The 25,412-nt window shown below is 59.9% G+C and carries 19 protein-coding genes, 2 tRNA genes and 2 pseudogenes; 18 read left to right on the forward strand and 5 right to left on the reverse strand.

What is annotated here, in order from left to right; genetic code table 11:
* The 6 genes from dnaA (at window position 1) to CJEIK_RS00030 (ending at window position 8,536) form a co-directional block, all read left to right on the forward strand.
* Window positions 1-1,752, forward strand: coding sequence for a chromosomal replication initiator protein DnaA (gene dnaA / locus CJEIK_RS00005; RefSeq protein ID WP_005292558.1), 1,752 nt, complete (start codon window positions 1-3; stop codon window positions 1,750-1,752).
* A 616-nt stretch (window positions 1,753-2,368) separates the two neighbouring features.
* A complete protein-coding gene (dnaN, locus tag CJEIK_RS00010; RefSeq protein ID WP_005292562.1) occupies window positions 2,369-3,553 on the forward strand; it encodes a DNA polymerase III subunit beta in 1,185 nt (394 codons plus the stop codon).
* A gap of 42 nt (window positions 3,554-3,595) precedes the next feature.
* Complete coding sequence (recF, locus tag CJEIK_RS00015; RefSeq protein ID WP_005292565.1) at window positions 3,596-4,873, forward strand: DNA replication/repair protein RecF; 1,278 nt, start codon at window positions 3,596-3,598, stop codon at window positions 4,871-4,873.
* Window positions 4,863-5,390: a DciA family protein gene (locus CJEIK_RS00020; RefSeq protein ID WP_011272777.1), complete on the forward strand. Its 528-nt coding sequence runs from the start codon at window positions 4,863-4,865 to the stop codon at window positions 5,388-5,390. Before recF ends, CJEIK_RS00020 begins: the two co-directional genes overlap by 11 nt.
* A gap of 110 nt (window positions 5,391-5,500) precedes the next feature.
* Window positions 5,501-7,525, forward strand: a complete 2,025-nt coding sequence (gene gyrB / locus CJEIK_RS00025; protein WP_005292569.1) for a DNA topoisomerase (ATP-hydrolyzing) subunit B — start codon at window positions 5,501-5,503, stop codon at window positions 7,523-7,525.
* A gap of 9 nt (window positions 7,526-7,534) precedes the next feature.
* Complete coding sequence (locus CJEIK_RS00030) at window positions 7,535-8,536, forward strand: alpha/beta fold hydrolase (RefSeq protein WP_115597306.1); 1,002 nt, start codon at window positions 7,535-7,537, stop codon at window positions 8,534-8,536.
* Window positions 8,537-8,656: 120 nt separating this feature from the next.
* On the opposite strand, the gene CJEIK_RS00035 is transcribed toward CJEIK_RS00030, so the two are convergent.
* From CJEIK_RS00035 to CJEIK_RS00050, 4 genes are all read right to left on the reverse strand, one after another.
* Entirely contained in the window at window positions 8,657-9,280 is a 624-nt protein-coding gene (locus tag CJEIK_RS00035) for a hypothetical protein (RefSeq protein WP_005292573.1), read from the reverse strand.
* Between the two features lie 199 nt (window positions 9,281-9,479).
* A complete protein-coding gene (gene efeB, locus CJEIK_RS00040) occupies window positions 9,480-10,778 on the reverse strand; it encodes an iron uptake transporter deferrochelatase/peroxidase subunit (RefSeq protein WP_256639791.1) in 1,299 nt (432 codons plus the stop codon).
* Entirely contained in the window at window positions 10,778-12,037 is a 1,260-nt protein-coding gene (locus CJEIK_RS00045; RefSeq protein ID WP_005292577.1) for an EfeM/EfeO family lipoprotein, read from the reverse strand. The genes efeB and CJEIK_RS00045 overlap by 1 nt, the downstream gene beginning before the upstream one ends.
* Before the next feature lie 27 nt (window positions 12,038-12,064).
* Complete coding sequence (locus tag CJEIK_RS00050; RefSeq protein WP_005292579.1) at window positions 12,065-14,011, reverse strand: alkaline phosphatase family protein; 1,947 nt, start codon at window positions 14,009-14,011, stop codon at window positions 12,065-12,067.
* Window positions 14,012-14,293: 282 nt separating this feature from the next.
* Between CJEIK_RS00050 and gyrA the strand changes: the two genes are divergently transcribed.
* The 5 genes from gyrA to CJEIK_RS11335 all read left to right on the forward strand — a co-directional run bounded on the left by gyrA (window position 14,294) and on the right by CJEIK_RS11335 (window position 18,363).
* On the forward strand, window positions 14,294-16,807 hold the full coding sequence (gyrA, locus tag CJEIK_RS00055) for a DNA gyrase subunit A (protein WP_005292581.1): 2,514 nt from the start codon (window positions 14,294-14,296) through the stop codon (window positions 16,805-16,807).
* Between the two features lie 156 nt (window positions 16,808-16,963).
* Complete coding sequence (locus CJEIK_RS00060; protein WP_005292583.1) at window positions 16,964-17,620, forward strand: DUF3566 domain-containing protein; 657 nt, start codon at window positions 16,964-16,966, stop codon at window positions 17,618-17,620.
* 104 nt (window positions 17,621-17,724) lie between these two features.
* A tRNA-Ile gene (locus CJEIK_RS00065) sits at window positions 17,725-17,801 on the forward strand.
* A gap of 65 nt (window positions 17,802-17,866) precedes the next feature.
* Window positions 17,867-17,939, forward strand: a tRNA-Ala gene (locus CJEIK_RS00070).
* Window positions 17,940-18,228: 289 nt separating this feature from the next.
* Window positions 18,229-18,363 carry an IS3 family transposase gene (locus tag CJEIK_RS11335; protein ID WP_011272785.1) on the forward strand — a complete coding sequence of 45 codons (135 nt, stop codon included), beginning with the start codon at window positions 18,229-18,231 and terminating at the stop codon, window positions 18,361-18,363.
* 163 nt (window positions 18,364-18,526) lie between these two features.
* Here CJEIK_RS11335 and CJEIK_RS00075 read toward each other — a convergent pair whose 3' ends face one another.
* Complete coding sequence (locus CJEIK_RS00075; RefSeq protein WP_256639788.1) at window positions 18,527-20,422, reverse strand: hypothetical protein; 1,896 nt, start codon at window positions 20,420-20,422, stop codon at window positions 18,527-18,529.
* Between the two features lie 264 nt (window positions 20,423-20,686).
* Between CJEIK_RS00075 and CJEIK_RS00080 the strand changes: the two are divergent.
* The 7 genes and pseudogenes from CJEIK_RS00080 to CJEIK_RS00110 all read left to right on the forward strand — a co-directional run.
* Window positions 20,687-20,896, forward strand: a pseudogene (locus CJEIK_RS00080) (helix-turn-helix domain-containing protein); the annotation flags it as partial.
* Window positions 20,897-20,915: 19 nt separating this feature from the next.
* Window positions 20,916-22,135: pseudogene (locus tag CJEIK_RS00085) on the forward strand (IS30-like element IS1513 family transposase).
* Between the two features lie 76 nt (window positions 22,136-22,211).
* Window positions 22,212-23,396 (forward strand): Nramp family divalent metal transporter, encoded by a 1,185-nt coding sequence (locus CJEIK_RS00090; protein WP_011272788.1) that lies wholly within the window; start codon window positions 22,212-22,214, stop codon window positions 23,394-23,396.
* Window positions 23,397-23,416: 20 nt separating this feature from the next.
* A complete protein-coding gene (locus CJEIK_RS00095; RefSeq protein ID WP_005292595.1) occupies window positions 23,417-23,806 on the forward strand; it encodes an NUDIX hydrolase in 390 nt (129 codons plus the stop codon).
* A 62-nt stretch (window positions 23,807-23,868) separates the two neighbouring features.
* Complete coding sequence (locus CJEIK_RS00100; protein ID WP_005292598.1) at window positions 23,869-24,444, forward strand: TetR/AcrR family transcriptional regulator; 576 nt, start codon at window positions 23,869-23,871, stop codon at window positions 24,442-24,444.
* Window positions 24,441-24,803, forward strand: coding sequence for a DoxX family protein (locus CJEIK_RS00105; RefSeq protein WP_005292602.1), 363 nt, complete (start codon window positions 24,441-24,443; stop codon window positions 24,801-24,803). The genes CJEIK_RS00100 and CJEIK_RS00105 overlap by 4 nt, the downstream gene beginning before the upstream one ends.
* Window positions 24,804-24,891: 88 nt before the next feature.
* Window positions 24,892-25,134 (forward strand): YlcI/YnfO family protein, encoded by a 243-nt coding sequence (locus tag CJEIK_RS00110; RefSeq protein WP_005292604.1) that lies wholly within the window; start codon window positions 24,892-24,894, stop codon window positions 25,132-25,134.
* The last annotated feature ends 278 nt before the right edge of the window (window positions 25,135-25,412 follow it).

Here is a 25,412-nt window from a genome sequence, read left to right on the forward strand (position 1 = left end):
ATGAGTAACTCGAACTTCTCCATCGAGGAACACTTCCCAGATATGTGGGATGCCATCATGCACGATTGGCTTGCCGATAGCTCGTCGGCTAATCCCGATCCGGACCTACCGGTCATCTCCCCTAAGCAGCGCTCCCTACTGCGAAAGGTCACGCCAGTCGGACTTATGGGGCGCATTGTGGTGCTGGAAACCCCGAACAAGTGGACTAAGGAGTCGATCGAAAAGGACCTGATCGATCCCATCAAACACGTCCTTAAGACACGTCTGGATCTCTCCGTAAGTCTTGCCATCACCAGCACCAATGGGGAATCCGAGGATAACGCGAATAAGGCCGACGACACTCCCACCGATGCTGAACCTGTTGGCGATACCCACGAAGGGGCGTCACAAAAAGGGTCGGTAGCAACCGCAGACGACCTTTCGATGTCGCAGGTAGAGGAACTGGTCAACAAGGCCGAGCAGAGGGACGGCGCGTCGCAGGCTGGGGTTAGCAGTGCGGCCGAAACTGCTGAGGAAGCGGCACGGCGCCGGGAGCATGACGCCGACGAGCTCGCCGGGCAATATTCAGCGACGGAGAACCATATCGACCCGAACCCGTCTCCGACGCCCACGCGCTGGACGAACAAGGAGACCGCGCACCGTCCGGCCCCGCGGCACACATCGCCCCACACCCCTTCGCCGCAACCGTCTTCGAGCTTCAACGATGGGCTCGACGGCGAATCGCTACTGAACAAGAACTACACATTCGAAAACTTTGTGGTCGGATCATCCAATAACTTCGCCGCCGCAGCCTGTCGTGCGGTGGCCGAGGCGCCGGCCAAGGCATACAACCCTTTGTTTATCTGGGGCGAATCGGGCCTGGGCAAGACCCACCTGCTGCACGCCATTGGCCATTACGCCAAAGAACTACAGCCGAATATGCGCGTGAAGTATGTGAGTTCGGAAGAGCTGACGAACGACTTCATTAACTCGATCGCAAACGACACCCGCGAATCCTTCAAGCGGCGCTACCGCAACCTGGACATGCTGATCGTGGATGATATTCAGTTCCTGCAGAACAAGGAGTCCACGCAGGAGGAGTTCTTCCACACGTTCAACGCCCTGCACCAGGCTAATAAGCAGATCGTTTTGAGCTCCGACCGGCCTCCCCGGCAGCTGACCACCCTGGAGGATCGTCTACGCACTCGCTTCGAAGGCGGCCTGATTACGGACGTGCAGACTCCGGATCTGGAAACGCGCATTGCGATTCTGACGAAGAAGGCAGAATCCGACAATGTGCAGTTGCCGGAGGATGTGAAGGTGCTCATTGCCAGCCGCTACGAAAAGTCCATCCGCGAGCTCGACGGTGCCTTGATTCGCGTGACGGCCTACTGCGCGTTAAGCCACGAACCTTTGACTGTAGAAACGGCCGAGATCGCGCTGCGCGATATTTCGCCGGCGGACCAGGACGTGGAGATCGTGCCCCAGCACGTCATTGAAGTGGTGGCGAATTACTTCAACCTGACCACGGACGAACTGGTGGGGAAGGGTAGAGCCAAGAAATTTGTGCAGGCTCGACAGATTGCAATGTATCTCTGCCGCGAGTTAACGGATCTGTCCCTGCCGAAGCTGGGAAGCGCATTTGGCGGCCGCGACCACACCACGGTGATGTACGCCGAGCGACGGGTGCGGGAATCCCTGTCGGAGAACAAGAAGGTGTTCGATCAGGTGCAGGAACTAACACAAAAGATCAAGTCCCATGCCCGGGATTAGCTGTTCCCGCGGACAACAGCACCCCCGAAGGCAAAAGGGAGCGTGGGTTTCCCACAGTTTTCCCCAGATTCGGTGAGTTATCCACAGCGAGCCTGGGGATAACTCACGCGGCCCTGACCTTTGCTAGACCGGGATCCAACGCAGTTATCCACAATTCCACAGGGTTTTCCACAAGTGTAATTTCAAACTTGTAATTCAAGGGGTAGTGGTTTTCGCGTCCATCGGGTGCGCCATACAGGATGAAAAGTTATCTGCGTCACAAAACAGCGCACCGTCCCCTGGGGAAAACTGCCACTAAACTGGGCAAACAGCAGTGGACAAGATGTGTACAACTTGCGACCCGCCAAAGTTATCCACAGCCAAGGTTTGTTATTCACAATTTGTCCACCAGATCATCAACACCCAAACGCGCCCTGCGACGTGCATGGATTAGGGTTTGTACACAGGATCCACAACACCTACTACGACTGCTATCTCTCTAAATAAAAGGGAATAAACAGAAATAGAGCTTGTGGGTTAACCTTGATCAGACGAACCTCGAGGACCGCTAGACCTCGAGAACCCCGAAAACCTCAAAAACTACGAGAGCGACGAGAGCACGGAAGTTAGGTTGAGCATGGATAGCCAAGCAGTGAGTTTCATTGTTCCCAAGGATGACTTCGCATCCGCCCTCGGTTGGGTAGCTCGCTCCCTGCCTAGCAAGCCGACCCAACCCATTTTGCGCGGTGTGATGATTGTCGCCGATGACGAAGGGTTGGAACTTTCAGGATTTGACCGCGAAGTCTCCACTCGCGTGCGCATCAATGCCGAGGTTAACGAGCCCGGCAAGATTCTCGTAGCTGGCAAGCTAGCTTCCGACATCGTCGGCTCCTTGCCGAATAAGCCGATCAACATCGAGTTCGACGGCACCACTGTGATTCTCAAGACTGGTAAGTCCAAGTTCGAGCTACCGGCAATGACCATCGAGGACTACCCGGTTCTGCCGGAACTGCCGGAAGTCACCGGCACTATTGACCCGAACCTCTTCGCGGAATCCATTTCGCAGGTCGCCGTAGCGGCTGGACGCGACGACACCCTACCGATGCTCACTGGCGTGCACGTTGAAATCGATGGCGAGAATGTCATCATGGTTGCCACCGACCGCTTCCGTCTGGCCGTCCGCAGTTTCCAGTGGAACCCGGCACAGGCCGATGCGCAGGCGAAGCTGCTGATTCCAGCCCGCACCCTGGCGGATACCGCGCGCTCCATGGATCCGAATAACACCGATCCCATCGAAATCGCAGTGGGTAGTGGCGAGGACATCGGCGCCGATGGCCTGCTGGGTATTTCCACCGAGTCGCGCCACACGACCACGCGCTTGCTCGACGCGGAATTCCCAAAGTTCCGCCCGCTTCTGCCGAAGACGCACACCGCCCTAGCCAGCGTGGAGATTGCTCCGCTGCAGGAGGCAATCAAGCGCGTCTCTATCGTCGCCGAGCGGAACTCCCAGATCCGGATGGACTTCAAGGACAACACCGTCACCCTTTCCGCGGGTGGCAGCGACGTCGGATCCGCTACGGAAACTCTGGACTGCGCTTTCGCCGGCGAGCCGCTGGTCATCGCGTTTAACCCGAGCTACCTAAAGGAAGGCCTGGCGGCCATCCACACGCCGCGTGTTGTTTTCGGCTTCACCATGGCCTCCCGTCCCGCTATCTTGCTGCCGGATCCGGGCGAACTGCCGGAGGCCGATGCAGAGGGCAACTTCGCAACTCCGGAAACGGACTTCACCTACCTGCTGATGCCCGTGCGCCTGCCGGGCTAAGCCAAGGTTGATTTGGTTTTCTAGGTTGATTTCAAGCTAACCGTGTATGTCTCCAATCTTCGTCTGAGTAATTACAGGTCGTGGGAGGAACTCGACCTGCAGCTCAGCCCTGGCATCACGATCTTTTCCGGCCCTAACGGCCACGGGAAAACCAATATCGTTGAGGCACTCGGTTACCTTGCCCACTTAAGCTCGCACCGTGTTAACTCTGATGCCGCCCTGGTGCGACGTGGAGAAGAGATTGCCAACATCTCTGCGACCGCCGTGAACAATGGCCGCGAACTCACTGCTCATCTGGCTATCCGTGCTCGGGGCTCGAACCGCGCGCACATCAACCGGGCTGCTATGAATTCCCAACGGGATCTGCTCGGAGTCGTGCGAACGACGTTGTTTTCTCCCGAAGATTTGGCGCTGATCCGCGGCGAGCCTGAGCAGCGCCGTCATTTTCTAGATGCGATCATGGTCGCCCGATACCCACGCCTAGCTGCGGTAAAGGCGGATTACGACAAAGCCTTGCGCCAGCGAAATGCGCTGCTACGGCAGTCGGCCTTTGCTCTGCGGCTCGTCGTCGGCGCTCCGAAGGGAGCAAGCCACAACCTTTCGGAAGACATCAAGGCCGATGCTGAATCCGCCCTGGCTACTCTCGATGTGTGGGATAGTCAGCTGGCCGCGCTGGGCGCACAGATCATGTCGGCGCGCGTTCAAATCGTTCACGACCTCGCCCCGCATCTTCAGCAGACGTATCAATCTCTCGCTCCGCAATCGCGCCCCGCGCACATGTCCTACACGTCCACCATCGATGTAGAGCTTGCTGATCTGGGTATTCGCCTTGGTGTGAGCGAGCCGAACCAGCCCACGGCTTTACTCAGCCCTGAGATCGCAGAGGCTACGCTGCTGCAGGCTTTCGCCAACAAGCGCCCCCAGGAGGTCGAGCGCGGGACCACGCTGCTTGGCCCTCACCGCGATGATGTGAATTTGATCCTCGGCCACCAGCCCGCCAAGGGCTACGCCTCGCACGGTGAATCCTGGTCCTTCGCTCTCTCGCTGCGGCTTGCTGCGTTTTTCATGCAGCGCGGGGACGGGGTTGAGCCCGTCGTGATCCTCGACGATGTTTTTGCAGAGCTCGATTCTTCTCGACGCCAGCACCTCGTCGACCTCATCTCCAGCGCCGAACAGGTCCTCATCACGGCCGCGGTGGATGAGGACATTCCAGAGGCTCTGCGGGATGTGGCGAAGATCTACACTATTGATGAACTCAAGAATTCCGCGTTAAGCACGGCGGAACGCGCAGTAAAGGATGGCGAGGCTGATGGCGACTGACCCAGTAGCCCAAGCCCTCGCTGCCATGAAGAAGGCCGGTGGTTCCCCGCAGGCTGAGTTGCCGCTGGTGGCGTCACCAAAAAAGAACAAGAAGACAACGTTCCGCAAGGCGACCAGGTACAAGACCCGCATGGATGGGCGGCTCGATCGTAGTTACCGCGACCCGAAGCGTTTCGGTGCGCTGATTGGGCGGGAGATCAAGCGGCAGGGCTGGCAGCAGCGGGTGAGCGTTGCGCGGATCATGAACGCCTGGCCGGAGCTGGTGGGTGACAAGATTGCCGAACACACTCGCCCGGTGCGGTATGAGGAGGAAGCGCAGATCCTGGTGATCGAGTGCGATTCCACCCCGTGGACCACTCAGCTGCGCTACATGCAGACCGTGATCCTGCAGGCCATAGCCAAGCGTGCCGGTGAGGACGTGGTGGCTCAATTGCGGATCGAAGGACCAAACATCCGCCGGCCGAAATACGGCAAGCTGCGCGTGCAAGGGCGCGGACCGCGAGACGACTTCGGATGATCTAAACACAGTTCAAATAGCTCAAACGGCCTGTCCAATGGCACCTTTAGGCCCGCGACGCGCTAGAATGGGGTGGTTATTTACGCGCGAGAAAAGGAGTTTGACCCACCGTGGCTGAACCACAGAAGCAGAGCGACTACGGCGCGAGTTCAATTACGATCCTCGAGGGCCTGGAGGCCGTTCGCAAGCGCCCCGGTATGTACATCGGTTCCACCGGCGAGCGCGGCCTGCACCACTTGGTGTGGGAGGTTGTGGACAACTCGGTTGACGAGGCCATGGCGGGTTACGCCAAGGAAGTCAGCGTAACGCTGCTGGCCGACGGTGGCGTGGAGGTAATCGACGACGGCCGTGGTATTCCGGTGGAAGATCACCCGACCGGCCCGCCGACTGTGCAGGTTGTTATGACGCAACTGCACGCGGGCGGCAAGTTCGACTCGGACTCCTATGCCGTTTCCGGTGGTCTGCACGGCGTGGGCATCTCGGTGGTTAACGCCCTGTCCACCCGCATGGAAACTGAGATTAAGCGCGATGGGTACCTGTGGCGTCAGAACTTCAACGAGGCAGTGCCCGAAGAGCTGCAGCAGGTGAAGAAGGCCCGCGGCACCGGCACGAAGCAACGCTTTTGGCCGGACCCGGAGATTTTCGAGACCGTAGAGTTCAACTTCGACACTGTGGCCAAGCGCCTGCAGGAGATGGCCTTCCTAAACAAGGGTCTGACCATCAAGCTTGTCGACGAGCGCGAGAACCTCGAGGACGATGAGGAGCTGGAGGCTGCGGCAGAGGATGCAGCGGCGCCGAAGTCCACTGAAGAAAAGGCTGCCGAGGCCGAGAAGAAGAAGGGCCCACGTACCCGCGTCTTCCACTATCCGGAGGGCCTGAAGGACTATGTTGCCTACATCAACCGTAAGCGCACTGCGATTCACCCGACCATCATCTCCTTCGACGTGGCCGAGGAGGATCACGAGGTAGAGGTCGCGCTGCAGTGGAACAGTGGCTTTAGCCAGTCCGTCCACACCTTCGCCAACACCATCAACACCTTCGAGGGCGGTACGCATGAGGAAGGCTTCCGCGCAGCGCTGACCTCCCTGATGAACCGCTATGCCCGCGACCACAAGCTGTTGAAGGCCAAGGATCCGAAGCTTAGCGGTGACGATGTGCGTGAAGGTCTCGCCGCAGTTATCTCCGTGCGCGTCGGTGATCCGCAGTTCGAGGGTCAGACGAAGACCAAGCTTGGCAACACCGAGATCAAGGGCTTTGTTCAGAGGGCCGTCAATGAGCATCTGGCGGATTGGCTGGATGCCAACCCGGCGGAGGCGAAGGCCATCGTGGACAAGGCAGTGGCTTCCGCCCACGCCCGCGACGCCGCCCGCAAGGCCCGCGATATGGTGCGCCGCAAGTCGGCCTCCGATATTGGCGGTCTGCCGGGCAAGCTTGCCGATTGCCGCTCCCGTGACCCGAAGCTCAGCGAGCTGTACATCGTGGAGGGTGACTCCGCAGGTGGCTCCGCGAAATCCGGCCGCGATTCCATGTACCAGGCCATCCTGCCGCTGCGCGGCAAGATCCTGAACGTGGAAAAGGCGCGCATGGATAAGGTGCTGAAAAACAATGAAGTCCAGGCCATCATCACGGCTCTGGGTACCGGCATCCACGATGAGTTCGACATCAAGAAGCTGCGCTATCACAAGATTGTGCTGATGGCCGACGCCGACGTGGATGGCCAGCACATCGCCACACTGCTGCTGACGCTGCTGTTCCGCTTTATGCGTCCGCTGGTGGAGGAAGGCTACGTGTACCTTGCTCAGCCGCCGCTGTACAAGCTCAAGTGGGCCAAGGGAGAGCCGGGCTTTGCCTTCAGCGACCGCGAGCGCGATGAGCAGCTGGAGGAGGGCCTGGCGCAGGGCCGGAAGATCAACAAGGACGACGGCATCCAGCGCTACAAGGGTCTGGGTGAGATGAACGCCAAGGAGCTGTGGGAGACCACCATGGATCCGACGGTGCGCACCCTGCGCCGCGTGGACCTGGAGGATGCCGCCGCCGCCGACGAGATCTTCAGCGTGTTGATGGGCGACGACGTTGTCGCCCGCCGCAGCTTCATCACCAAGAACGCACGCGACGTGCGCTTCCTTGATGTTTAATCGAGTGCTGTGAGCGATTCGAAACACCAAGCGAAAACCACTCGTACGCAGCCACGCCGGGAGCCGACCCTGCTGCCGGTAGAGATGGCCGATGGCACCACGTCGCAGGTTCGCCTGTTCCTGCCTGGCACGGCGAAAGTAGGGGAAGAAGGTAGTGACGCCACCGCCTCCGGCAGTGCTGCGAACCCAGCGAACAACCCAGCGGATGCTTCGTGGGATCGTGCCCGTCCCTTGATTGTGGTGTGGCCAGGCTTTGGAATGGGCGCCCGCTACTACGATCCGATCGCCTGGGAGCTGGCCGATCGCGGATACCCAGTAGTTACCGGCGAGCTGCGTGGGCAGGGTAGTTCCACGGCCGTAGCCACCCGCAAGCACCAGTGGGGTTACCACCACTTGGCCTCTGAGGATTATCCGCGAACGATCCGGGCGGCGAAGGAAGCGTTGGGCGTCAATAAGAATCACCCCACGTTAATGCTCTGCCATTCGATGGGCGGACAGATCGGTGCGCTCTTCCTGGCGCGTCCCGAGGCTGCAGAGCTGGGCATTCGCGGGATGATGGGCGTGGGTTCCGGCACCCCGTATTACAAGGGGTTTGAGGGTAAGCAGCGTACGCGCCTGCGCTTCGGGACGTACCAGATCATGCTGAATATCCTGCTGTTTGGATACCAGCCCGCGGGTGTGCTGGACCTGGCGGGTTATGGGCGCCAATCGGGCACGCAACTGCGCGAATGGTTCCGTTATGGGCAAACGAACCGCCTGCACAAGCTGGCGGATCAGGACATGGACTACGAAGAGGCGAAAAAGTCCGTGCGCACCCCGGTGCTGCTGACGCGTTGCGCGAATGACGAGGATTGTCCGACCGCTTCCGCGGAGAACCTGGGCTCGGAGTTGCCCGCTGACGTGGTGCAGATCGAAGAGCTCGACTCACAGCTGGGGCACAACCGCTGGGCGCGAGAGCCGGAGCTGGTTTCCAATCGGCTGGAGAAATTCTGGCGGGAAATAGCTGATTAGGGGCGCTCGAACTCGCGCCTGGGCGGCCAGGAGAGGGCCCGAAAGCATGTGAAAACCCGCGGCCCTTCCGGAGTAAGAAGGGGCCGCGGGTTTTACCGTGTCTCGCTATGAAAGCGTGAGTTATGCCTGGCGGCGAGCGAACATCATCCAAGCGCCAGCGATCATGGAGACCAGAGCCAGGCCAGCCAGGATGGAGATCTCCGGCTTAACACCGGTGTTAGCCAGCTGAGGGTTGCTTTCAGCCGGTGCCTCTGCGACCGGTGCCGCAGCCTCGCCCTCTGCCTCGCCCTCGGCCGGAGCGTCAGCTGCCGGTGCCTCGATGGCCTCCTTGGCCGGTGCCTCAGCGTTTGCAGCTGGTGCCTCTGCAGCCGGAGCCTTGGGCTTACCCTCGCCCTCAGCCGGAGTTTCTTCCTTCTCGCCGTCCTTCGGAGCCTCTGCCTCGTCGTCAGCTTCGCCCTTGTCACCGGCGTTACCCAGGGCTGCGCCCAGAACGCCCAGGCCGACGATGCCGCCACCGATGCCGGCAGCGATCTTGTCTTCCTTGCTCATGTTGGAGGAGCCAGCCGGCTCCTCCTCGTTGCCAGCGCCCGGCTGTTCTTCGCCAGCGCCGTTGTCTCCCTCGGCCGGAGCCTCCGGAGCTGGGGAGCCCCCCTCTTCCTGAGCGCTAGCAACCGGGGTCAGCAGGGCCGCGGAAGCCAGAACGGTAGCAGCGGCGGTAGCGGTGATCTTCTTGGACAGCTTCATGTCATTCTCCTGAGTTTTGTGGGTAGCCAAACCATTTGGCTTCTGGGTGAAACGTCGGACATTCTTAAGGTAGCTTCCGCCGTCGGGTTCCTCAGCGCTAGGAATTGCAAAAACTCCTGCTCAGGCGGTTTACCGAAGCGCTTTCTTTAAAGAGACTGGTCAGCGCGAAATTGCACATATACGCAACTTTTCACACCAGTCACTTTGATTTACCCACGTATGGGGGAACGAAAAGTCCCTTACCCAGGAAGTCATCTTTCCCGGACACTCCGGGGAACACATAGAAATATCCACCGCCGTAGGGTCGGATGTAATCCGCCAGCGGCTCGCCCTCTAGCCGCTTCTGCACGGTAATAAACTGCCGCTGCAGATCCTGCTGGAAGCACACAAACACTAAACCCACGTCCAGTGTGCCGTTGTCCAACACACCGTTGTCGTAGTTATAGGCGCGCCGCAGCATCAACTGGTCCGCCGTTTCCTCGGTTCGCGGGTTCGCCAAGCGGATGTGCGCATCTACCGGAATCACATCCCCTGTGGGGTCATCCAGATAGTCCGGCTCCTCCCACTCGTCGCCGCCGGAAAGCGGCCCGCCGCTGAAGCGCTCGCGGCCGAAGATCTGCTCCTGTTCAGCGATGGAGATACGATCCCAGAATTCGGTCAGCATCACGATCAGCCGCACGGCCATGTAGCTGCCGCCGGCTGCCCATTTCGGCTCGTCGTCGCCCGCCCACACCAACTCGTCGTGCTGCTCGGGCGTGGGATTAACGATTCCATCCTTAAATCCCAAGTGGTTGCGTTGCGTTCCGCTCGGACGGGGTGGGTTTTGGTATCCGGATTGACGCCACCGCACCGCCATCGCCCCGCGCGTGTGCCGCAGAATGTCGCGCAGCGCGTGCATCGCCGTATCCCGGTTGTGCGCGCAGATCTGCAGCACCAGGTCGCCGTGGCACTGCGCAGGATCCAGCGAATCATCCGCGAAGGCCTTCATGGTTTTGAGGTGCCTCGGCTTCTTGGCCTTTAGCCCGAAGCGATCGTCGAACAGCGTTGCGCCCGCCCCCAGGGTGATTGTCAGCCCGTCCACCGGCACGTCCTCGCCCAGCTCCCCGGAATCCGTTGCCGGATACGCGATCCCATCGGGTGCCGCCGGACCCCCGGTGGTCAGCACGCGCGCCCGTTCGGTGATCGTCTGCAGCAACTCCTTTAGCTCTTCGCGCTTTTCAACCAGCACGTCCAGACCACAGATGATCAGCTCCTTTTGCGGTGGCGTAATCACCCCCTGCTGGTGTTCGCCCTCAAAGGGATAGTTGGGTAGCTCGTCGCTACCGTCGTTCTCCTCGGCGGCGGCTCCGGTTTTTGCAAGGGTAGTGACGCCACCCACTCCAGCCAGCCCCAACATTCCGCCGAGCATGGTGCGCCTCGAAACCCGGGCGCCTCCGGGGCGGTTTTCCTGTTCGCCGTGGTCGTCTGTGGTGGCACGGGAATGAAAAGGACAGTTCACTACATCCTCCTGATCACAGTCATCGTCGCCAGCGGGGCAAGCAGTTCGTTCAGCTTCCCAATGGCCGCTCCCAGCTCTCGCTGATCGGCCTGTTCCCACGCGGTGAAGGGCTTCTTTCCGTCGTATTTGGCCGCCATTCTCTTGGCTACCTTGTCCGTTCGATCCAGCTGCTTGTCGAGTTCACGCAGGTCCGCCCCGCGGTCTTCCACCAGGTCGCGCAGCGGATCGAGGGTAGAGCGGGTGGAGTAAAGCGCGGCCCGCACCGCGCTGCCCGTGATGTGGGCGCCGAAGTCATTGTGGCTCTTGAGGTCGAAGCGCTCGACCTCCTCGGTGACCTCGTGTGTCCGCAGGCCATAGTTGGGTGCAAAGATCGCAAAATGCTCGGTGCCGTCCGCCACTTCGTGGACGTTCTGGTTCAGTTTCTCGGCGGGTGCTACCAGCGCACCCATAGGCTCTCCGTGCCACAGTCCCCACTCCAGCCGGTGGTAGCCCGAAAGGTCCTTGGCCTGCGCACCATTGGCCTTCGAACTGGTGCCGAAGTCCGCGATTTCATCCACCGGCCCTGACCACTCGTGGTTGGAATCGTCCAGCCTGCGGTAGGCCAGATAGGCTGTCTTCCAGGCTTCCTGCGCGGCCGCGCGGTCGCCGGAACGCACGGCGCGCAACAGCGCGTCGTCCTTGGAAACCCATTCGCGCACCTGAGGTTTTTGTGCACGCGCGTGGGCGATGGATACGTCGGTGACCTCTTTGTCCGTGATGGGTTTCATCCTGGGGGCGTCACGAAGAGAAGAATCAGTGACCCTAAACTCGTCGCTAGAGATCGCCTTTTTGCCCTGGAAAACGCAGGTCAGGTGGTATGAACCATCGGCCAGCTTCACGGACCAGGAGCGGGTGGCGGAGCTGCCGATGCGCTCGAGGGTCTGGTAGGCGAAACCCTCTTGGTCGGCGACGTAGACGGTGGTGAAGGCGTCCGCGGTGTTGGTCACACGGATGTGGTTGAGGTCACCGTGCAAATCGCCGGGGGAGGGGCAGGCGCGGCGGCTCTTGATGTGAATGTCGGCATCGGCGGAAATTCCGGTTTCGCCGGAACCATCGGCGCCGCCTGCGCCGTCGCCACCAGTGCCACCGCCGCTTTCCTCGCTAGAGCAGCCGGATAGCAGCAATGCGCTCGCCGAGACGGAGGCCACGGCGAGGGATGCGACAATCCGGGCGGGCTGCCGCAGCGGGCGGGGTTGATCCGATGGTTCAGGGGAGGTCATGGCTGGTATCGATGGGGGCTATTAGTACTAGCTCTCGGATTCGCCCTTGCGGTTCGAGATCCAGGTGAGGAAGCCCAACACGATTACGGCCACCGCGCCCATGCCCAGCCAGGCGCCCAGGTGGTTGGAGTCGTCGGACTCGCCGGCTGCGTTGTTCTTGCCGTTAGAAGCTGCGGCGTTCTGCACGTCCTTCTCCGTGACCTTCGGGTCGTTCATGCCCTCGGCGACGTCCTTCAGCTTCTCGCCCGCGCGGTCGCTGTCATCCACCCGCTCGATGGAGTCGTAGTCCTTGGCGACAGTGCCGTCGGTCTCGTTGAGGAACAGCTTCTCTGCGCTGGCGTTATCGAAGTCGAACATGTTGTCCAGCTTGCCCGCGCGGTTATCGAAGCTGTGCTCGCTGAGGCGGCCCAGCCCCCAGTTGTCCTGGATGAACTTCGTCACCGAGGTCTGCTCGGTGTAGGTGTTATCCACGTGGTTGACCTTGGAGTACGGCGAAATAACCAGCATGGGCTGGCGTGTGCCCGGGCCGCACTGGCCGTCCGCGTCGTCGGCCACGCCGACCTTCTTGGCGGCGTCGGTGCAGATCTTGGAATCGATCGGCTTACCGGTTTCTTCCAGCTTGGTCTTGTCCTTGGAGCCATTCAGAACCTCCGGGGCACGGTGGTCGTACCAGCCGTCGGAATCGTCGTAGGCGATGACGATGGCGGTGGAATCCCACTGATCAGAGTTCTGGATCTCGTTGATGTAGTGGGTCATGAAGGCCTGCTCGTCCAGCGGGTTGGAGTAGCCCGCGTGGCCGTCCTGGTAGTTGGAGGCCTTCAGGTAGCTCACGGCCGGCAGGTTGTTGTTCTCCAGGGCGGTATCGAAATCCTGCAGGTCGTACTGGTGGTTAGCCTGGTCGGACTTGCCGATCATGTCCGGGCTGCTGGGCTCCAGGTGGTGCGGGTTGGCGGTGGATGCGAAGTACTGGAAAGGCTGGTGGTGCGGGTTGTAGTCCGTCTTCTCCTGGCCAGTCAGGGTCTTGTGGGTGGCACCGCAACGAGCGCGGGCATCATCCGTAGCCTTCTCCGTCGGGCGGAAGCCACCCTGGAACCAGCCCCAGGTGATGTCCTTCTCGTTCAGCTGGTCACCGATGTTTTTGTTGTGCAGCGCAGCAACCTCGTCGGTCTTGGAGGAGGAGCTGTTGGAGCAGTCGTCGTACAGCGGATCCGGGTCGCCCACGACGGTGACGGTCTTGCCGTCCTTAGATACTCCGGCGAACTCGTCGGACTCACCTGGAGTGATCTTCACCTGCTCGCCGTTCGACGGATCGTGGATGGTTGCGCCGGCGACGGTGGCGCCCACCAGGTTCAGCGCGCCGGGGGTCGACGGGCCGAAGATGGTGGAGTAGCTGTTGTCGTTCATGGCGTAGTGCTGCGCGTAGTTCCACAGACCCGTGACGGTGTTGCCGTCGTAGTAGCCCATGGTCATACCCGGGCGGGCGTACAGCCCCTCGTTTTCCTTATCCACGTCGGTGGAGACAGTCTCCGGGAACTTGTCCATCTTGCCGCCGTTAAAAGCCTCCTGCAGCGCGGAGTACTCGTGGTTCTGATCCACGGTGACGGCCTGGTCCGGGCCTAGGCGGAAAGGCTTGACGGAGTTGGGGTTGTTCGAACCCAGCAGGTCCTCGCTAGCCAGGTTGTTGACCTTCGGGGTGCCCTTCTTTGCCTTGAACTTCGGCGCATCCTGGTCGTTGGACTGCAGCTTCTCGCCGTCCTTGTTCGCGGCCTTGGGGTAGGTGGCGAAGTAGTGGTCGAAGGAGATGTTCTCGCTGTAGATGACGACGACGTGCTCGATGGGAGTCTTCGGCTTGGCTTGAGCATCGTCGGCGGCGGCAATACCCATGCCGCCGGTGGCTGCGGCGACCAGCAGGGCGCTGGAGGCGGCCATCGACGCTACTTTGCGCAGGGCGGTGAAGGGCTTGAGAGAGTTCATGATTGGGCTTCCTCTTGCGATAGCGGTCATAGCTACCAGTCGGCTATGGCTGCAATAGGGTCAGTGTTTGAACACTCCTGATCTAACTCCTGGTTTAGCGGCCTTGCACGGCAAAGAGCATGCATTCGCATGAGTTCAACGGCTATTTACCTGTGTAACATCTCGAATTCACCTAACGGGGCGGGAAAGGTGGCGTCACAAAGCCTCCAAAGCGCAGGAAACCCACAACAAGGGGGTAGAATGGATAGGTCTGAAGGCTAAACAGAAAGGCTTCTCAAAACAGTGAGCGACGACAACAACGGTAGCGACAACCTCTTCGATCGAGTCACACCGATCGATCTGCAGGAGGAAATGAAGTCCAGCTACATCGATTACGCCATGAGCGTGATCGTCGGACGCGCCCTGCCCGAAGTCCGTGACGGTCTGAAGCCCGTGCACCGACGCATCCTCTACGCGATGTTCGACAACGGTTACCGCCCCGAGCGCAGCTATGTGAAGTCCGCAAAGCCTGTCGCCGACACGATGGGTAACTACCACCCGCACGGCGATAGCGCGATCTACGACACCCTCGTGCGCCTGGCTCAGCCGTGGTCCATGCGTTATCCGCTGGTCGACGGCCAGGGCAACTTCGGTTCCCGCGGTAATGACGGCGCGGCCGCCATGCGTTACACCGAGTGCCGCATGACGCCCCTGGCGATGGAGATGGTGCGCGATATCCGCGAGAACACCGTCGAGTTCCAGCCCAACTACGACGGCAAGACTACCGAGCCGACCGTGCTGCCGTCCCGCGTGCCGAACCTGCTGATGAACGGCTCCGGCGGCATTGCCGTGGGCATGGCCACCAACATCCCGCCGCACAACCTGAACGAGCTGGCGGAAGCCATCTACTGGCTGCTTGACAACCCGGATGCAGAGGAAGCCGACGCGCTGGAAGCCTGCATGGAGCGGGTGAAGGGACCGGACTTCCCGACTGCTGGCCTGATCGTCGGCGACAAGGGCATCCAGGACACCTACCGCACAGGCCGTGGCTCCATCCGCATGCGTGGCGTGACCAGCATTGAGGAAGAGGGCAACCGCCAGGTCATCATCATCACCGAGCTGCCCTACCAGGTGAACCCGGACAACCTGGTGGCCTCGATCGCGGAGCAGATCCGCGACGGCAAGATCGCCGGCATCTCCAAGATCGACGATGAGTCCTCCGACCGCGTGGGCATGCGCATCGTCATCACTCTGAAGCGCGACGCTGTGCCGCGCGTGGTGCTGAACAACCTGTACAAGCACTCCCAGCTGCAGACCAGCTTCGGCTCCAACATGCTGTCTATCGTGGACGGCGTGCCGCGCACTTTGCGCCTGGACCAGATGTTGCGCCACTACGTGGACCACCAGATCGACGTGATTGTGCGCCGCACCCAGTTCCGCCTGGACGAGGCCGAGAAGCGCGCTCACATTTTGCGCGGCCTGGTGAAGGCTCTGGACATGCTGGACGAGGTCATCGCCCTAATCCGCCGCTCCCCGACGGTGGATGAGGCCCGCACCGGCCTGATCGACCTGCTGGACGTCGACGAGGTACAGGCCGACCACATCCTTGCTATGCAGCTGCGCCGCCTGGCCGCGATGGAGCGCCAGAAGATCATCGACGAGTTGGCGGAGTTGGAGGAGACCATCGCCGACCTGAAGGCGATCCTGGAATCCCCGCAGCGCCAGCGCGACATCGTCCGTACCGAGCTGGCCGAGATCGTAGATAAGTACGGCGACGAGCGCCGCACGCAGATCATCGCCGCTTCCGGCGACGTGTCGGAGGAAGACCTGATCGCCCGCGAGAACGTGGTCGTGACCATCACTTCCACCGGCTACGCGAAGCGCACGAAGGTGGATAGCTACCGTAGCCAGCGCCGCGGCGGCAAGGGCGTGCGCGGTGCCGAGTTGAAGCAGGACGACGTGGTACGCCACTTCTTCGTCTGCTCGACGCACGACACGATCCTGTTCTTCACCAACTTCGGCCGCGTGTACCGCCTGCGCGCCTTCGAGCTGCCGGAGGCCACCCGCACGGCCCGTGGCCAGCACGTAGCTAACCTGCTGGAGTTCCAGCCGGGCGAACAGATCGCCCAGGTTATCCAGATCCAGTCCTACGAGGATGCCCCGTACCTGGTGCTGGCTACCGCACATGGTCGGGTGAAGAAGTCCCGCCTGACGGATTACGACACTGCCCGTTCCGGCGGCCTGATCGCCATCAACTTGAACGAGGGCGATCGCCTGGTCGGCGCGCAACTGTGCACCGCCGAGGACGACCTGCTGCTGGTCTCCGAAGAGGGCCAGGCTATGCGCTTCACCGCTGATGATGAGACGCTGCGCCCGATGGGTCGCGCCACCGCCGGTGTTAAGGGCATGCGCTTCCGCGAGGAGGACCAGCTGTTGGCCCTGACGGTCGTGGCGGAGGATTCTTCCCTGTTCGTCGCTACCTCCGGTGGATATGGCAAGCGCACGCCGATGGAGGAATACCCGACGAAGGGCCGTGGCGGCCTGGGCGTGGTTGCGTTTAAGTACGACAAGAAGCGTGGCAAGCTGATCGGCGCGCTGACGGTCAACGACGATGACGAGATTCTGGCCATGACCTCCAACGGTGGCGTGATCCGCACCGAGGTCAGCCAGATCCGCCACAGCGGTCGCGCGACGATGGGCGTGCGCCTGGTGGATCTGGCAAAGGGTAACGAGCTGGTTGCTGTGGACCGCAACGTGGAGGAAGAGGCAGAGGAATCTGCCGAGGCCACCGCGAAGGCGGAGACGGAATCCGAGTAGTCCGATTAGCCCGGGCAGGCCGAGTAGGCCTGCAGGGTAAGCCGTGAACCGAAGTAGCCTGGCGGTCGATACCGCTAGGCTACTGTCGTATAAGGCACAAAATGCACGACCGAGTACGAACGAGTACTGAAGAGCACGACCGAGTACGGAGATGCGATGACGCACAAAACGCCCCCGCCAAACGCGAAGAACGCGAAGGCCAAGAACGCGAAGGCCAAGAGCGCCAAGAACGCAGCGAACGCGCAGAATGCGAAGGCAAAGAACGCGAAAGCGACCGCGGAGAAGGCTAAAAACGCTCCGGCGGAGCAGGCCAAGGCGCCGGTGCAGGATCAGGCTGCGGTGAAGAACCAGGCCGCTGCGAACTCTGAGCCGAACGCCGAACAGAAGGCGCCGGAGACTAACGCGGCTACCCAGCCGGCCAGCTCTAGCCAGCCCGCCCAGCCCAACAGCAAGCCCAACAAGCCCGGCAACCCGGCTAAGCGCGGCGTGCAGCGCACCATCACGTACATCGAGCCGATCAGTGCCCTGAAGATGGCGCTCATCTTCAACCTGGCGCTGTTTGCGGTGTGGTTTGTGGCTATGGCGTTGATCTACATCGTTCTCGGCGCTGCGGGCACGTGGGACCGTCTGGATTCGCTGATCGGTGATCTGACGGATTCCTCTGGCATGTCCACTGGCATGTACTTCGGTGGTGTTGTCGCCATTGGTCTTTTCGAGGTCGTGCTCTTCACTCTTCTGGCGCCCGTCGCCGCGCTGATCTACAACGCCTCGTCGAGCATTCTGGGCGGTCTGCGCATCCAGCTGGATCGCTAGCTCTTTTGTTCTTTTTGACGCCCACTATTCAGCTATAAAAACCGCTACTGACCAGGCGATTTGGTGATTGTCCGGGTTGGTGGGTAATGTTTCTACTCGTTCGAGGGCCTATAGCTCAGGCGGTTAGAGCGCTTCGCTGATAACGAAGAGGTCGGAGGTTCAAGTCCTCCTAGGCCCACCATCGAACACTCTTCGCTAGAGATTAAAGCGTCTGATATAGTTTCGGAAGCTTGGTTCGATAGTCAAGGGGCATTAGCTCAATTGGTAGAGCATCTGCTTTGCAAGCAGAAGGTCAGGAGTTCGATTCTCCTATGCTCCACAACTAAAAACGCAGGTCAGGGCTTTGCCGGGAACACTCCTAGCAAAGCCCTGACTGTTTTGCTTCACACTGATTTCCACGAAGATTCTTCTACGCTGCGCTCTTGCGTATGAGGAAGTCGATTTCAGTCCCCACCCGGTCTAGATCTGAGTCAAAAAGATCCGCGTAGGTGTCCAGCGTCATCTCGGCCCATCAAATGCCCGTATAAGCCAATACACTGATGACGGTGGGGTACCGACAGGCATGGTACGTGGCTTGCGGGACTGGACCAAGTGAGCATGAGGCGCTCATGGCTTTTGTCTCGCCGGGTCAACCATGGCATAACGGGTTTGTCGAGTCATTGCATAACCGGATGCGCGACGAGCTACGTGAGGATAATCTTTTTGAGGACCTCACCCACGCCAGGGTCATGGTTGACTGGTGATCGCGCCGGTTCAATTCTGAACATCCGCACTCGGTGTTGGGCTATCTCAGCCCGGGCAGGTATGCGGAGAATTGGAAGAAAAAGCAGCAGGCAGTCGCTTAAGCCTACTGAACCTAATTCTCAGGCCACCCCAGCATGGGTATCAAACCTCGGGTGATAGCGATCAAGAATTTGGTGCATAGCCGGTGTCGAGGTGTTCAAGCTGAATATATGCAGGCAGGAAACCAGTAACGGGATGGTACCCAGCCGCCGTGACCCATGTTGAAACGTCGGTTATTTGGTTAGCATCGATAACCTCGCACGTGACATGTGAACCGATAGAGTTTTCGGCAAAAACCGCATTCACTGCGAGGGTCAATTCCTGATTGACGGCCACTCTGTCTGCGTATTCAGACTCGAACGCGACCGCCACCTTAATCAGATGCCTCTCACTGGCAGAGGTTTTTCTAGCATGAGCTACCCCGATCCATGACAGGCCTTTGGTGCAACAGTGGCGCAGAGCACGGCGAACGGCGGCGAGCGCGAGTGCCTGATTTGTGGCAGCTATTGATCGTGCCCCTAACGCACGGGGCCATAAGATGGGGAGTTCCAGCGACGTGGCCTGTGGAGGTGCAGCGTTGGGAGAGGAGGTGCTGAAGTCGGCCTCTTTCGGTGGATCGAGCCACAGTAACTCAATCGGGAAGTCCGTCAAGGAATCGATGCCCAGGTCACCGAGAACATCACACACGTCATGTGCCACGGTGCCGAGTGGCGCCTGCTCATCGACCTCAACTGTCAGCAGTGGTTGATGAATGGAACTTTCCACAGCGGAGGTGCTATTGGCACGCACGCTAAGTACGGAACACACTGAACCTGCGGTGCTGTCGGATGCGAGACCCCAAGTGCTGAGAGATTCCCAGATCAGCGTCGGTGTTACAGCTGCGGCGAGACAATCAGGATCAGCCATCGCCTTTTCCTGTTGTAATTTAGAAACAAGCTCCGAGGATGCGAGATAGCCGCCGCGGTGAATTGCACGATCGACGATGCTTGTTCCTGGGATGAAGCTGCGTACCCGTATGATGCCGCTATCTGGAAGTCGACGAATACTTAGCAAACTCCGTTGGGGAGGCTCTCTTAGTGCGTTATCGGCTGTGCGGGCGGCGCTGTCACCCAACACCTGCGTTAAGGATTGGACAGGGAGAAGCTCAGCGCTGAGCGGGATTCGGTACAGAATGATTGGTGTTTCTTCAGTATCCGGTTCATGGACGGTGCTAGGGAACGCCTGGTGGAAAATGATGTTGTGGAATACCGACTCGCAATGAACGCTACTTCCACATGCGCTAGCGAAAGCCTGTGCCCGGTCAACGATGTGCCTCAACACAGATTCTGTGAAAAGAGGATCATCTTCCTGAACGTGCAGGGTGATCACCGGAGCGGTGGTTGCAGAGTCATCATCAACTTGAAACGCCACGCTATAGGCGAGGCGGCCACAACCGAGAACTTCCTGGGTGTTTAGAGAATCCGAACGAAGATCATTTACATACTTCCGAGTAAGTTTCCGTACTACCGCGCCCGTGAAGTATTCACGAATAGCAAGAGCTAGCAGCCCTAATGACTCGGCCATATTCCAGGCAGGAATATGTTCTGAAAGAGCCGATCCTATCGCGGAGTTGCTGAGGCGCTGAGCTGCAGCTAATGCTTCCTTGGGACTGTAGTCGGGGCGGCGATCAGCGGCAGACGACTGCCTGAAGGAGTAGTTTTTGCTCCCGCACGCGCTATCGCTGACATCCAGGATGGCGAAGTCATGGTCGATGAGGTCATAATGCGTTAAACAGAGCTGCTGGTGGTTCACATAATCCAGCACAGATTCATCACTAGGAGCTCCAGCTAGCAACCACTGGATATGTGTGTACTCACGCTCAATGTCCTCGAATGTTGTGGCGCGTCCCCCGGCGCTCTGGATTAAGATTCTTCTGGGAGAATCCCCCGGAAGAACAGCCAACGCCAGGCAGTTTCGTGGGATGGCTAAACCACTGGTCCACGCTGCAATTCCAATCCAGCGCACATAGTCAATTGACATGGTCATCGTGCTGTCAAGGGGTGAATGCGCCACTTCGACCGGGAGGTAGTTGTGACGCGTTGGACTCCGAAGGATGTTAAGGATGCTGCTGTTGAGCGCGTGGTGGCAGGCGAGGCAGTTAGCCTGGTCGCGCGTGATGTGGGTGTAGGCCCCGAATCGGTTTACGGTTGGTTGAGGGTAAGAGGTGTCGAACCTCCAGGCAGGCGTGCGAGTCGTTTGCGTGATCCGTTTGTCCGTGAGGCTGTTGGGTTGGTGCGTGCAGGTATGTCGATCAGTCAAGCAGCACAGACTGTTGGAATATCGACTGGCTTGCTTCACAGCAGGTTAAAGAAAGCTGGTGTAATCGAAGTGCGGCCTAGACGCGCCCACTTGTCACCTGATGAACGTGCCCAGGCCGTGGAGCGAGTGCTTGCTGGTGAGAGCTGTCAGACAGTGGCTGATGCTATCGGTGTGCATCCTTCTACCGTGTATGGGTGGATAAGGAAGCAGCGGTATGCGAAGTTACGCCGGCAGCGACATCGTCGAACGCCTGATGAGGCGGTGGTGTCTTTGCCAGATACAGGCAAGAAGCTGGGTAAAGATTCTGTTATGCCAGCACCGATGAAAACTCAAGCCGTTGATGGATTTCCTAGCGGCGTATTCGACAAACACGCCTTAGTAGGGCGTGGTCGCAGGCTTACTGTTGAAGACCGTGTTGCTATTGAAGCGGGATGTCGTGTCGGTGATTCGGCACGAGCCATCGCGCAGAAAATAAATAGGCACCACAGTGTCGTCGCTCGTGAAATCACCCGTAATGGTTGGAAGATCGTCGATGAGGACGGCACAGAGCAGCTGCGGTATAACGCCCACAACGCTGCTGTTTCTACTGCTGGTCGGATGGTGCGGCCAAAACTACGCAAGCTCGATGAAAGCCCAACGCTTCGGGGTGTAGTAGTCGATTGCCTTGCCCGCAGGTGGTCACCTGGGCGCATTAGTGCATGGCTTGAGCATGCTTTCAGCGATGATGAAAGCATGCGTATTTCCCACGAAGCGATCTACAGTGCCTTATACATTCAAGGCAAAGGCAGCCTGCGAGCCGAGCTTGAAGAAGTCATGAAGACTAAAGACGTACTTATCCGCGGCGGCTCAACACGCAAGCGTCGTGCCCGAAACGCTGGCGTGTTAACCGGTCGCCCTTGGATCAAAGGTGCTGAGATCACCCACCGCAGCCCGGAAGCTGATGACAGGGCTATTCCCGGGCACTGGGAGGGCGACCTTGTTATTGGTAAAGGTGGCAAAAGCGCGCTGATTACCCTAGTAGAGCGCACCAGCCGTTACACCCTGCTTGGACACCTTCCCGATGAGCACAGTTCACACACCGTGGTCGCAACCCTGCAGGACATGGTCAAAGACCTCAACACCGAGCAGCTAAAGACCATCACATGGGACCAAGGCGCAGAAATGGCTGTCACAGCACAAGTCCAGATTAAAGACGGCTGCCAGGTGTTTTTCTGTGAACCGCACTCACCGTGGCAGAGACCAACCAACGAGAACACCAACGGCGAGATCAGGCGCAGGTTCTACAAAAAGGGCACCGACTTTGCCACCGTCACACCCGAACATGTCGCGTGGGTGCAAAATGAGCTCAACGAAACACCCCGACAAATCCTCGGCGGCGCAACCCCACGTGAAATACTTAACGAACTATTCAAGCGTGGCGCATCCACCGCTTGATTCCGCCCCCCTGGCTTGAACATATGGCGATGAAAACTAGACTTCAAGTAGTTGAACTTTTGGTATGGAGATGCCTATGCGTAAGACCTTAATCAGCCTCACCGGCCCCGCCTTCGTTGCTGCAGTGGCTTACGTCGACCCCGGCAACGTAGCCGCCAACATCAGCGCCGGCTCCCACTACGGCTACCTCCTGGTGTGGGTACTCGTCGTGGCCAACCTCATGGCCATGTTCATCCAGTACCACTCCGCCAAACTGGGCCTAGTCACCCACCGCTCCCTGCCGGAAATCATGGGCGAGCGTCTCTCCCGCCGCGCGCGCCTAGGCATGTGGGCCCAGGCCGAGCTCATCGCCGCGGCCACCGACCTCGCCGAAGTCATCGGCGGCGCCATTGCCCTGCAACTCCTCTTCAACCTCCCCCTGTTCGCGGGCGCGCTCATCATCGGCGCGGTCTCCATCATTCTCCTCATCTTCCAGAAGAAGAACCAGTGGTTCGAGGGGCTTGTCATCGGCCTGCTCCTGGTCATCTGCATCGGCTTCCTTGCCGGCCTCGCCATCGCCCCGCCCGACCCCGCCGACGTGGCCGGCGGCCTCATCCCCCGCCTAGAGGGCAAGGACAGCATCCTGCTGGCCGCCTCCATGTTGGGCGCCACCGTCATGCCGCACGCCATTTACCTACACTCCTCCCTGACCAAGCAGCGCTACCCCGACCTGGAAATCCCCCACGTGCTGGCCGGCACCCGCGCGGACATCGCCGTGGCGCTGTCCATCGCCGGGCTCGTCAACGTGGGCCTGCTGGTCCTGGCGGGCTCGGCCCTCTACGGCGTGGACGGCACAGAGACCATCTCCGGGGCCCACACGGCGATTGCCAGCCACCTCGGCCCGCTGGCCGGCGTTCTCTTCGCCATCGGCCTGCTGGCCAGCGGCCTCGCCTCGACGTCAGTGGGCGCCTACGCCGGCTCCGAAATCATGGACGGCCTGCTTCACATCAAGGTCCCCCTACTAGTCCGCCGCCTGGTCACGCTCATCCCGGCGCTGGTCATCATCGGCTGCGGGGTCGACCCCACTATGGCACTGGTGGTCAGCCAGGCACTTCTTTCCCTGGGCATCCCCTTCGCCATCATCCCGCTTTTCCGCTATGCCGGCTCCCGGGACGTCATGGGTGAGTTCGCCGCGAAACCCTGGTCTATGGCCGTGGGCTGGACGCTTGCCGCGCTGGTCATCGCACTCAATCTCGCCCTCGTGCTCCTGCCGCTGCTCTAGGCCGCCTACAATCAGCAGCCATGATTGAAGTAGCAGCCGTCGTCATCCGCAACCCACAAGGCCACGTGCTTACCGTGCGCAAGAAGTCCTCCACCAAGTACCAACTGCCCGGCGGCAAGCCCGAGGCGGGCGAGGCGCTTGTCGACGCCGCCCTGCGCGAAGTTGCCGAAGAAGTAGGCCTCACCCTCGACGCCGAGAGCCTCAACAAACTCGGCACCTTCGACGCTCCCGCCGCCAACGAACCGGGCGAGGTCGTCGTCGGCACCATCTTCACCTACACCCGCACCGTCACCGCCGACGAACCCCATGCCGCCGCCGAAATCGGCGACACCGCCTGGGTCAACCCAGCAGCCCCCGACCGCGAGCTTGCACACCTGCTGCGCGACCGCGTCTTCCCCACGCTGGCCTAGCGCCAACTGTCAACACTTCGGCGTCATTGACCTCGAAACCATCAAGAGCTACCCTTTTGAACATGTTCACTGAACACGTTCACTCATCGCGCTCGGCCGCCAAAGCTGGCACCGTCAGCAAGGTCCTAGCCACCGCCTACGAACTCTTCCTCACTCAGGGCTACGCCACCACCAGCATCCGGACTATCGCATCCGAAGCTGGCGTTAGCGTGGGAACCGTCATGGGAGTCGGCGACAAACAAACGCTGCTCATCCGCACCATTGGCCAACACATTTCAGAACTCCACGATGACATCCGGGGACAATCCGATAGCCTTCTCGATGTCCTGAGACCTTTCCTCCAGATGTTTACCGGCCACGAAGAGCTCTCCCGCGCCTTTGGCGCAGCACTCATCCAACAAGGCAATCAAGGCGAAGCGCTCACCGCACTCAAAACGCTCCTGACCGATGAAATCACCCTGCGACTCGGCACCAGGCTCAGCAGCGCCGATGCGGCCGAGTACGCCGACCTGCTGTACAACGTCTACCTCGGCTTACTCATCGGCTGGGCCGCCGGAATCTACGACACCGAGCACCTCACATCCCAAGCCGCCTCATCGATCGAACGCCTCAACACCGCATTCGGAGTAACCCAATGATCCTAGAATCTTCCCCAGCCTGGCCCTCCCTTCTACTAGCAGCCATTCTGCTTGGCGACGCCGCCCTCTCCCTCAAACCAGTCCCCTTCATCGAAGCCTGCCTCAGCGGCGTCAAACTCCCCAAGGACTGGTGGTGGGCGCTCATTGTCATCAAGTGCCTCGCCGCCGTAGGACTCATTGCCGGCCTCTGGTTCCCCGGCGTAGGAATCACAGCCATGATTGGAGTCATCGCCTATTTCTGCGCGGCCGCAGCAGCCCATGTCCGCGCCCACTTCCTCGGTAGCGCATTCTGGATCAACTGCTTAGGCATGCTCGCATTCTCCATCGGAGTACTGATCCTGACGCTCGCACTGAATTAAGACACCAGTCAACCTTTCACGGCTTCCTGAAGGCAGATACATCATTGCACCTCTTGAATGATGACTTGATGCTTTCTACCCTAAAGGTATGCGCACGACGATAAACCTCCCGCCGAAACTCCTTGAAGAAACGAAGGTCCAAGCCAAAGCCAACAATGTCACTTTGAGCTCATACGTCGAAGAGGCGGTCCGCGCTGCCCTCAAGAAGGAAGCCCGCATCAGTACCGAAGACACCCCCGTTAACCTGCCCTCCTTCGATTGCGGCGGACCGGCTCTAGTTGATCTCAGCAACAAAGAAGCTGTGTGGGCGGTACTCGATGATCATTCCTGATGTCAACATTCTCGTTTATGCCTTCCACTCCGCTGCACCGCAACATAAACCCGCTCAACAATGGCTAAGTAGTGCTCTAAATCGGCATGAAACAATTGGACTCCTGGATGTTGTGGCAACGGGCGTGCTGTCAAGGGGTGAATGCGCCACTTCGACCGGGAGGTAGTTGTGACGCGTTGGACTCCGAAGGATGTTAAGGATGCTGCTGTTGAGCGCGTGGTGGCAGGCGAGGCAGTTAGCCTGGTCGCGCGTGATGTGGGTGTAGGCCCCGAATCGGT

The sequence above is a fragment of the Corynebacterium jeikeium genome (genome assembly GCF_028609885.1).
GTDB lineage: Bacteria > Actinomycetota > Actinomycetes > Mycobacteriales > Mycobacteriaceae > Corynebacterium > Corynebacterium jeikeium.

Coding starts and splice junctions, on each gene's coding strand:
- dnaA (WP_005292558.1), top strand. CDS start 1: ATGAGTAACTCGAACTTCTCCATCGAGGAACACTTCCCAGATATGTGG.
- dnaN (WP_005292562.1), top strand. CDS start 2,369: ATGGATAGCCAAGCAGTGAGTTTCATTGTTCCCAAGGATGACTTCGCA.
- CJEIK_RS00020 (WP_011272777.1), top strand. CDS start 4,863: ATGGCGACTGACCCAGTAGCCCAAGCCCTCGCTGCCATGAAGAAGGCC.
- CJEIK_RS00035 (WP_005292573.1), bottom strand. CDS start 9,280: ATGAAGCTGTCCAAGAAGATCACCGCTACCGCCGCTGCTACCGTTCTG.
- CJEIK_RS00045 (WP_005292577.1), bottom strand. CDS start 12,037: ATGACCTCCCCTGAACCATCGGATCAACCCCGCCCGCTGCGGCAGCCC.
- CJEIK_RS00050 (WP_005292579.1), bottom strand. CDS start 14,011: ATGAACTCTCTCAAGCCCTTCACCGCCCTGCGCAAAGTAGCGTCGATG.
- CJEIK_RS00060 (WP_005292583.1), top strand. CDS start 16,964: ATGACGCACAAAACGCCCCCGCCAAACGCGAAGAACGCGAAGGCCAAG.
- CJEIK_RS11335 (WP_011272785.1), top strand. CDS start 18,229: ATGGCTTTTGTCTCGCCGGGTCAACCATGGCATAACGGGTTTGTCGAG.
- CJEIK_RS00075 (WP_256639788.1), bottom strand. CDS start 20,422: ATGTCAATTGACTATGTGCGCTGGATTGGAATTGCAGCGTGGACCAGT.
- CJEIK_RS00090 (WP_011272788.1), top strand. CDS start 22,212: ATGCGTAAGACCTTAATCAGCCTCACCGGCCCCGCCTTCGTTGCTGCA.
- CJEIK_RS00095 (WP_005292595.1), top strand. CDS start 23,417: ATGATTGAAGTAGCAGCCGTCGTCATCCGCAACCCACAAGGCCACGTG.
- CJEIK_RS00100 (WP_005292598.1), top strand. CDS start 23,869: ATGTTCACTGAACACGTTCACTCATCGCGCTCGGCCGCCAAAGCTGGC.
- CJEIK_RS00105 (WP_005292602.1), top strand. CDS start 24,441: ATGATCCTAGAATCTTCCCCAGCCTGGCCCTCCCTTCTACTAGCAGCC.
- CJEIK_RS00110 (WP_005292604.1), top strand. CDS start 24,892: ATGCGCACGACGATAAACCTCCCGCCGAAACTCCTTGAAGAAACGAAG.